7 protein-coding genes and 1 pseudogene are annotated in these 9,153 nt (G+C 43.7%); all 8 read right to left on the bottom strand.

Annotation, left to right across the window (positions count from 1 at the left end; translation table 11 throughout):
* Window positions 1-273: 273 nt before the first annotated feature.
* Entirely contained in the window at window positions 274-963 is a 690-nt protein-coding gene (locus CDG79_RS37005; protein ID WP_094346531.1) for a CAP domain-containing protein, read from the bottom strand.
* Window positions 964-1,467: 504 nt separating this feature from the next.
* A complete protein-coding gene (locus tag CDG79_RS37000; protein ID WP_094346530.1) occupies window positions 1,468-2,298 on the bottom strand; it encodes a glycoside hydrolase family 19 protein in 831 nt (276 codons plus the stop codon).
* A 21-nt stretch (window positions 2,299-2,319) separates the two neighbouring features.
* Window positions 2,320-2,865, bottom strand: coding sequence for a 3D domain-containing protein (locus CDG79_RS36995; protein ID WP_094346529.1), 546 nt, complete (start codon window positions 2,863-2,865; stop codon window positions 2,320-2,322).
* 195 nt (window positions 2,866-3,060) lie between these two features.
* A complete protein-coding gene (locus tag CDG79_RS36990) occupies window positions 3,061-4,125 on the bottom strand; it encodes a LysM peptidoglycan-binding domain-containing protein (RefSeq protein ID WP_094346528.1) in 1,065 nt (354 codons plus the stop codon).
* 177 nt (window positions 4,126-4,302) lie between these two features.
* Window positions 4,303-5,703: a glycoside hydrolase family 30 protein gene (locus CDG79_RS36985; RefSeq protein ID WP_094346527.1), complete on the bottom strand. Its 1,401-nt coding sequence runs from the start codon at window positions 5,701-5,703 to the stop codon at window positions 4,303-4,305.
* Window positions 5,704-5,828: 125 nt separating this feature from the next.
* On the bottom strand, window positions 5,829-6,005 hold the full coding sequence (locus CDG79_RS45685; RefSeq protein WP_223269962.1) for a glycoside hydrolase family 19 protein: 177 nt from the start codon (window positions 6,003-6,005) through the stop codon (window positions 5,829-5,831).
* A 199-nt stretch (window positions 6,006-6,204) separates the two neighbouring features.
* On the bottom strand, window positions 6,205-8,139 hold the full coding sequence (locus CDG79_RS36975) for a glycosyl hydrolase family 28-related protein (protein WP_094346526.1): 1,935 nt from the start codon (window positions 8,137-8,139) through the stop codon (window positions 6,205-6,207).
* A gap of 683 nt (window positions 8,140-8,822) precedes the next feature.
* A pseudogene (locus tag CDG79_RS41745) lies at window positions 8,823-8,960 on the bottom strand (IS4 family transposase); the annotation flags it as partial.
* Window positions 8,961-9,153: the final 193 nt, after the last annotated feature.

Genomic DNA, 9,153 nt, shown 5'->3' with positions numbered 1-9,153 from the left:
AGTGAACCACGAGTTCGGAAACGTCGCCCAAAAGCTTATCCCTTGATGACCAAACCCCGGCATGAATTACGCAAGCAATTGCAAACTGCTTAAACCACAAGTGTTTTGGCTTTTCTTAGTGCCATTCTTCTCAGAGTGCGATCACTATCTATGGGAAACTTATATTTGAGCATCGATAGCGCCTCTTCTAGCGTAACAGCGTCAGTAATATAACGTAAGTTTATACAGCGAACACGTTCTTATAGTGACCTCTCTTGTTTTGTTTAAGTCACGTTAGAACGGTCGTTGACCTACAAAGTTTCCTTGAGGGCTGTAGCGGCAAACGAGTCTTATATTCCCATCACCCCCGTCAGCGACAGCGCATCCTACTTGAGTCGTATTCCGCCAAACGACCTGAGTATAATGTCCAACATCAGCCCAATTGCCAGTATTACTCACATCTGGAAATGTTCCGATCACAAAATGCTGCTTTTCATTTCCCCAACCCTCAAGCATTTGGGTAAAGCTAAAACTGCCTGATGTGCCCATCCAAAGATTTTCTCCTTCCCCATCTGCTCCACTATGCTTGAACGATTGAGTGGCAGCAAGATAGTTTGCCCACTCTTGAGCATGACTTGCTAAACTATCAGACCAAGCCAGGGGCGGAACACCGACTTCTGAGCGATACGAGTTGTGGGCATTCAATATCTCTTGTGCCATACCACCAGGCGTTGAGACTTCGACTTGTCTAAAGGATGAGATTATATCATTCCAGTCATTTGGAACCGAGGTATATTCACCTGGCGTCAGCCGAAAACTTCTTCCTTGGAAGTTCGTATGTTCAAAAAATTCCCATGTGCCAGCATACACCTTAATTGAGGAAATTTGATCGTTCCAAACATCTCCAAGCGAGGCAAACTCTTGATCAATATTCCCTAACGTTTTTCCAGAAAAATTAGCATCAGTAAAGATTTCAATAGACATCGTAATTCTCTGAATCTCCTTTGTAATTTAACGCAATCATATTATCCATTCTTTGACATATATCGTGATTGGGGTGGATGAAGGCTCCAAATCAGTTAACTCACGATACTAAGCTGTTGCGTATTTAATTTGTATATGCGATGCGCTCATGTTGCCCGCACTACAATAATTTTACGTTTTCGTACTATACAATTTAGATGCACATCAGCTTAATTCGATGACGAGCGAGGAAGTCTTATCGTTAAAGTCGTCACCGACATAAGGCGTATCAGCCGTAAACGTTAAGAAAGATATTTGATGACTTAGCAGGGAATGGCACTAAAACTCATGTGAAAGCTCGTCTGGGCAGGGTGTTGGGGGTAGGCTGAGTGGGTGTAGGGAAAAATCAAGAAAACTAAATACGGGTACAGACACAAATAAATTTCTTTTTCTTCCTCACGACACCCAACACCCAGAAGCCTTATAAATAATAATGGGTTTGCCGTTAACTTAGCGCCATTCGACTTAGCAGGAAAGATTTTCGCCTGGTGAAACTCCCAACCTCTGGCAAAAATCCTGATAAAAATTGATTCGATTTTGGGCTTCTTGTCTACCTTGTTGGGACGCATTCGGTCCACATTCGATGCCACCATTGATGATGGAGATTGTCATGCCGAAACCGGGGTTGCGGATAGCATTGTGGCACGATGTCATCCAGAACCACAGGGCGGTCATGAAGGAAATAGCGCTATCTGTTGAGACCAAATCCGGGTTATTGAGCAGATCAATACCAAGAGCCGCCCCACATGTAGCATAGTTGTAGTTCCACGACAACTGGATCGGTCCGCGACCGTGATAGGTTTTACCCTGCACACACGGATAGGTTGTAGGATCGCAATAGCTACCCCATACTGCTGTGTTCAGTTCATCAATGTATTGTAAAAAACCCGTCTCTTGAGCAACATTTGCCAGAAATGCAGCCGCCTCACGTCTGCATTCTTCGTCCGCTCCTTCATTGCAGAAGCTTGGGTATTTCTGCGTGGCGGTCACTAGACCGTCGTAGGAGTAAAAACCATTTCGGTTTGGGAATAGAGCCTCGAAGGTTTGCTGCGATACAATACCTGCGAAACCCTTGCCTATTGGGGGAAGGGGTGGTGGTGGTGGAGTGACAGACCCGTTAGGAATGCAGATTTCTTGACCTATCTGTAAATTTGTCACATCCGCGTCTGTTAAGGAAGTGCCATCTGGTTTTTTGAGTTCATACCAACGGTTGCCATCACCTAATTGTTGTTGAGCAATAACAAAAAGCGTGTCTCCAGACTTAACAATATATGAACTACCGATTGTACAAGACATAAATCAGCTCCAAAAATTAAATTACAAAATTGCTGTAACAGACTGGACACCTAAATTGATTGCTTCTTCAACGCTATCAACAAAGATGTCAATCTTTTGACCGATAATTGCCGTACCGATATCTAGGGCAGCGGCAGGAACTTGCCTACCATCCCAAAGCACCAAGGTAAAATTTGTTAACAGGGGAATCACATTTGGGTCTACTGCACACTGTAAACGTCCAACGCTTTCACCTTGGCATTGTGATTGCAATTGAAGAGCAAGTGCTGCTTGCAATGTTACGCCATGCACGCCGGAGGCAGGTAGATGGCAATTGGTTTCCTCCATACTGTAAAATCTGGCTTCTAGATTTATTTGCTTCCCGGAGGGAGGAGGTAAAGGAGTAGACCTTGGAATGCATATTTCTTGACCCACTTGCAAATTAGAAGCATCCTCGTCTGTAAATGGGATGCCATCTGGTTTGAGAATCTCATGCCAGCGTTCACCATCATCTAATTGTTGTTGGGCAATGATAAAAAGCGTGTCTCCCGACTTGACAATATATGAATTACCGAGTGTACAAGACATAAATGAACTCCAAACAAATGCTTCAAAGTATTAATCGCTACATCCGCCTTGATGCTTAACATATAGCATCATTCCAGCCGCGTTAGAGACACTGACCATTATTGAACGGTTCGTAGTCAATATCTACACCGTCAAATCCAAAATCTTTGACCACATCTGCGATGGACCACTAGTATTCAAAGCCGTAGTTTGTTTTTACGTGAAGATTCTTATACTTCGGATGAGGAAATATGCGTCTCGTAATTTGGGATTATTTTTTGTGTCCCAAAGGTAGCCACCGCATTTTTCTAATCCCCCAGGGAAAACATTGCCCGCCCAGTCTCCGCACAAGGTCGTATTGATCACCATCTCCATATCTTTGAAATATCCGGGACACGGATTGAACCTGACGTAAGGGTTTCCCCATGTATTTGGATCAGGTGAATCTCCAAGCACATTCGCAGGGATGTTAACACGCTGCCAAAACCAAATTTTGATTGTCTGGTCGTAGAGCCACTCGCAAGCGTATGCTCCGCCGCCGTTCTCGTTGAATCCGTGCCCGAAAGAGTTTTCGGGCCCCATAATGCCACATCCCGTGAAAGCGTTGTTGGCGTTGCAGTCGCGATTCAAAATATTTGGGATGTTCTGGACACATCCGTTTCTGGTGTGCAATGTTGACTGGTTGCTGTTGTTCGCAGAGGGTGTCGAGTTGACTCCTTCGATGATGTCGATTTCTCCCTTCTCAGGCCATGTAGCTCCCGTTCCAACCAGCCATATCGCTGGCCATACCGCCATTCCTTCAGGGATGTGGTCTAAATCGATAATGAACAGTCCTCCATTATACTTTTTATCTGTGTAAATACGGACTGCCTTTCTTTGGCGTTTCTCTTCAGGGTTGTAGCCCTCCGATTCAACGTCGATTTTAATTTTGTTTCCATCGACAATGTTGATGAGCTCGCCCCACTTCCCGTATTTTACATAGCCGTGGGTTGGGTCGTCCTGGTCGAAAAAACTCCATTTGTCACCTTTTTCATTTCCGTTGATGAACTGATTTCCAATCCAACTATCTTGAAGCTGCCAAATGTTAGCACCACCGCCACCATTATCAGACTGCCCGGGAATAATAAGTACCATTTCAACTTGAATCTGTTCGGGATTATCTCCAATTACATTGCGATTCGCTTCATAAATAAGCTGCCACCGATTGCCATCTCCATAAACTTTTTCGGCTATCTTTGATAACGTGTCTCCTGGTTGTACGGTATATGTTTGCACTGACATAGTTGATAATTGGCTCCTTTAAAGAATTAAGCTGTAAAAAAAACCAGAAACGGGCACTAAGTACAATATTTCACAAGTTTGTAGCGTTATTAAGGCAACACTATTGAAAGAGTTTTCCGACCCAGAATGTGGGTTTTCACGCGGCTATAGGCTTAATACCGATCTAATCTTTATTTATTAAGAGCGCCACTTGAATGTTACCGCAGCTTTTTCGGGTACCGTATATGTAAATGACTCTGAACCCGATTGAATTTTAACTGACTTCTGATTGGGTGTTCTATTGGACAATACAACTACTTTAGAGCCATCAGGGTTTTTGTATGCTACGTCTTCAATATCGTCTGGGAATGAATTCGACTCTATTTTGTATGCTCCTGGGTCAACAAACTTGCTTGTATGACCCATTGAATAGTATGATGTATTCCTTGTTACACTGTCTGTAGAATCTGACCTGATTGTCAAGAAACCACGGTTTGAATTAGATGTATCTACTCCTGCAAGCTTTGGAGCTGCGTTTTGGTCAAGAGCTATATTCCAGAATACTACAGACTTAGACCAGTTTCTGGGTGAACGGATAGTGTGATACATCTGGTCTGCAAATTGGGCAGAATCATCACCTATCCAGGTACCGCTACCTGCCTCTGTGAACCATACATCCTTATCCGGGTATCTATTGTGTACTTCAGTCATTTTTTCATGTACACAAGAATTACCCGCACAGTAAGGATGCCATGCTGAACCTGCACAGTAGTTATATGCACCAGATGCTAACACTGACGCAGCAAAGTCTGTACCCTTATCATCAAAATTGTGGTCAAAGCAGATAATTTTTGTGCTTATACCGTTTTGTTGAAATTTAGGACCAATGTAGTCTTTAATAAACCCTATTTCATCCTGTATAGACATTTGCATTCCAGGATATGCATCAGGTTCATACTGGGGTTCATTCTGAATTGTTACCGCATATACAGGAATTCCTTTAGCTTCACATTCCTTAACATATTTGACAAAGTAATCAGCATATACGTTGTAACATTCAGGACGCAGGTATCCGCCCTTACCATAAAGTCCCTTGTTAGAGCGCATCCATGCTGGTGGACTCCACGGGGTAGCAAATATCTTTATGCGACCCGGATTTACTTTATATGCCATATCGAGCATAGGGCGTATGTAAGCGTCTTCCCTCGAAAGAGAAAAGTTGTTTAAAGACCAGTCATCAGTATTATTGGTAGTATCATCAAATGTCCACGCTTCCCAGCTAAAATCAGATGCTCCTATAGGTTGCCGAAGCAAGCTTATATTTATTCCTGATTGTCCGAATAAATCCTGCATGACTTCAGCCCTTTTCTGGTCTGTAAGCTTATACTTTAGTAGCCAACATGACGCATCGGTCAGTGAGCCACCGAAACCGTCTATCTGCTGATACTGTGTATCTTCGTCAACAATTATTGTATAATTATTAACATCACTGTCAACCGCAAAATAAATATCTGTCTGCCTTACCAGCATAGTGCTTGTATTAGGTACAGATAGCCATACCTCTACACTTTCTTGAGATGACTTAATGTTCAAGCTCATAAGTATGCTCCTAGAATAACTTCTTAAAATCTGCCATTTTTCTACACTTAACTTTGTTAGAAACTATGCAACCCAGTCTCATCGTCATCAGCGTAGCTATAAGCTATTTGATGAGAAAAAAGTGTTTAGTAATGCGCCATCCGATCGCAGTAAACGCTGTTGCCCATATCTACATTCAACATTTGGATAAAATGTTTGTAAAAGCCGACTCTATCTGTTAGCACAGTTGGCGTAAGTATGCTACATTCGAGACCGTCAAATCCAAAATTTTTGACCACACCTGCGATCGCCTTGGTATTCAGAGCCGCAAAATTCCGATCGCTACATGAATTACCATTTAAAATTTATTCTCCTTTAAGAAGTGATATAGTGTGAACGAAAAACGCTAAAATAGATTGAATCAAGTGATTAGTTTGACATTGAAAACCGAGTTAAGCAGGTGAATATATCTACAAAAACGGGATGCACCTTGCAGTCAATATCTACAATGAACCCACCCTGCTACTTACTTGTGGATACTGCTGATAATTGTTCAAGTTCAGATGATTCTACCGAAACATAAATTGGGGTTGGATAAGGGTCAGGGCAGACTGGTGTTTGAGTAATCCAGTCACCGTTACCGCCACCGTCAGCGATCGCAAAGTCTGTTCGGCAGTTGAGAATAGCGCCGTGTCCGAGTCCTGTTGCCGTTGTATTGCTGATTGTCATTGTACCTGCACAACGGATTTCCATTGCGTAAGTACCAGCACCGATAATCTGATTACGGTTGAGGGTTACATTGGTAACGTTACTGCCAATGAAATGAATTGCTTCATAGTTGCTGTCGATAATTTGATTATCTTCAACATTGATGACACCCGTCATGTCTGCGTCAAGCGCGTAGAACCACAGCGCCCCCGTACCGAAATTCCAGCTATTGTAATGATCCTGTGAACCAGCACGAACGATCGCGTTGCGGGCAATTACCGTTGTGCCGCTGATTGGTTTACTTCCGGGGAAGCGGTTGCCGACGTGGATACCACCCCCTTCAGCCTGCTGGTCAGCGACGTAGTTATCGGTGACGACGTTAGATTCACCCCCATAGATGGCGATTCCGTTTGCCAGCACTGGTATTTCAACGCGGTTGAACGAAAAGGTGTTGAAACCGCCACCTCCTTCGTTCCACATTGCGAGGGCATCATCGCCTGTGTTGCGGAAAAATGACTGTGTAACAGTGGAATTGGTGACTTGTCTGTGGAAATTGATCCCGTCTGCTTGCTGATTACGGACTCGGACATTGCTGATTGTCAGCTTGTCAAATGGCCCGTCCAGCCACATACCACACTTGCTATGCTCGATCCACAGGTTTGTAAACGTTGAGTTCGAGTAGGCGCCGCCGATACCGTTGAGCTGGTCGTTATCGACGCGCTGGGTAACTTCGCCCCAAATTGCAAAATCCGAAAAGTTGACATTTTGTGCAGATGTCCCTGTATTCCAAGGCCCCATAAGTCCGGCATTATTACCCGTCTGCGCCACAAAGTGAATCTTGGAATACCAGATACCCGCACCCTTGAGTGTTACGCTGTCACGTACCTGTAGCCAAGTGCTAACTTTGTACTCGCCAGGCGGAATCCATAATCCCCGACGCTGACTTGATGATGCATCAAGCGCATTTTGGAAAGCAGTAGTGGAATCCTGTACGCCGGACGGATCTGCACCAAAATCAGCGGTCAGCGAGAGATATCCCTCTGGCATCACACAAGCAGGTGCTACTTGCTCAAAGTCAACTAGGTCAATGATGTACCAGGGCGCGGTACTATTTGACTCCACCTGAATGCGAACCTTGTCGTCCGCAGACATCTGTGGTGTTAGCCGATTCGCCTCATCATAAAAGTGATGCGGTCTGATGTCGCCGGGATTGTTATTGAATGGATAGGTACCGTAAATCCAACTGTATTTCGATGTCAAGATTAGGTCGGGTTGTTTTTCACCGTTGATGTACAAGCCGATGGGTGTTGTTAGCCCTGTACCATCGGCTGAGTCGGGAATGGCGTAACGGACAATGATTGAGTTTGCATCACGTGGTACGGTGAACTCGACATATTGCCCTACGGTATCGAGTTTCACGGCGCGACGTTCAATTGCTTCATTTGCCAACCCTGGATAAGTACGGTTATTGCGTCCATCAATTACCATGCCATTGTGGGCAGCATTTTCAGCTTGAATTTCATCATAGGGCATGATGGTGGGGCCTGCAACGGCTGGTGCAAAAGTGGCGTTAGGAATGCACATTTCCTGACCAACCTGTAAATTCGAGGCATCCGCGTCTGTGTAGGGAGTACCATCTGGTTTTTTAATTTCACGCCAGCGGTTCCCATCACCTAATTTTTGTTGGGCAATAAGAAAAAGGGTATCTCCTGCCATAACAATGTATGAATTACCGAGTGTACAAGACATAAATCAACTCCAAGAAATAAAATTACAAAATTGCTGTGACAGACTGTACACCTAGATTGATTGCTTCTTGAACGCTATCAACAAAGATGTCAATCTTCAATACCTTTGCCAAAATAAGAGGATGAAAAGAGAAAACCGATGTAATAGAGTTATGGTCTTCGCATAAATTTCCAAGCCTGGCTGCGATCACCTACGGTGAGCGCTTGCGCCGTCGCAAACGTGGCTTTCTATAGGACTCCTATTTGATTTTTGGATAGTGCTAAAAAAGCGGATGCTCCCAAGAATTCAGAAGTCACCCCTTTCAGGAGAATTCAAAATATGGCACTTGGTGTCACGCTGCGCTATCACGCATATGCTCATTCAAAAAAAGATTCTTAATTTTGAATTTTGATATCGATTCTTAATTGTTACAGTGATATGATTTTATTCACTGTAAGGAATCAGAGGTTTGGAAGCTTGGCTAACCTTCCTGATTCTTAATTGGTAGCAGTGACTTTGGTTTATTCACGCTTGTAGGGAATCAGAAGTTTTTTAGCTTTGCCTTGTGATTCTTAATTGGTAGCAGTGACATGAGTTTATTCACGGCTCTGGAGCCGCCGGGAGGACTCTGGATAGGCGCAAGGCAAGGTGAAGTCTTGATTAGCGGGAAAAATTATGTAGAAGCGATCAATACCGTTGCCAATTTACGAGGCTTTAAAGCCTGTAGAAACGGCATGAATACGTCCCAAAGAAGTAAGCTTGGCAAAAATCTGATTTAATAAAATAGGCTCAGGGGTTTGAGGAAGCATTTTTAACATTTCATGTACATATCGAAAGCCACGATAAACGCCCCCAGGTCAATAACTGGAGTTTAGACTAAAAGCGATATGAGAGAACGCAAACCAAATGGAATTAGAGGTTAAAAATATTATCTTGTCAGCCTTAAAGCATCCGCGACCTTGAACAATTATTGTGTAGTATACTTGCCGAGAGAATAATACAATAATGATAATCATGAAAATGGTGGGAGAGAAA

Origin of the sequence: Nostoc sp. 'Peltigera membranacea cyanobiont' 232 (assembly GCF_002245985.1) — a bacterium.
Classification (GTDB): Bacteria; Cyanobacteriota; Cyanobacteriia; order Cyanobacteriales; family Nostocaceae; genus Nostoc.
Note: the sequence above shows the minus strand (reverse complement) of the source record. Positions and strands in the feature narration are given on the sequence as shown.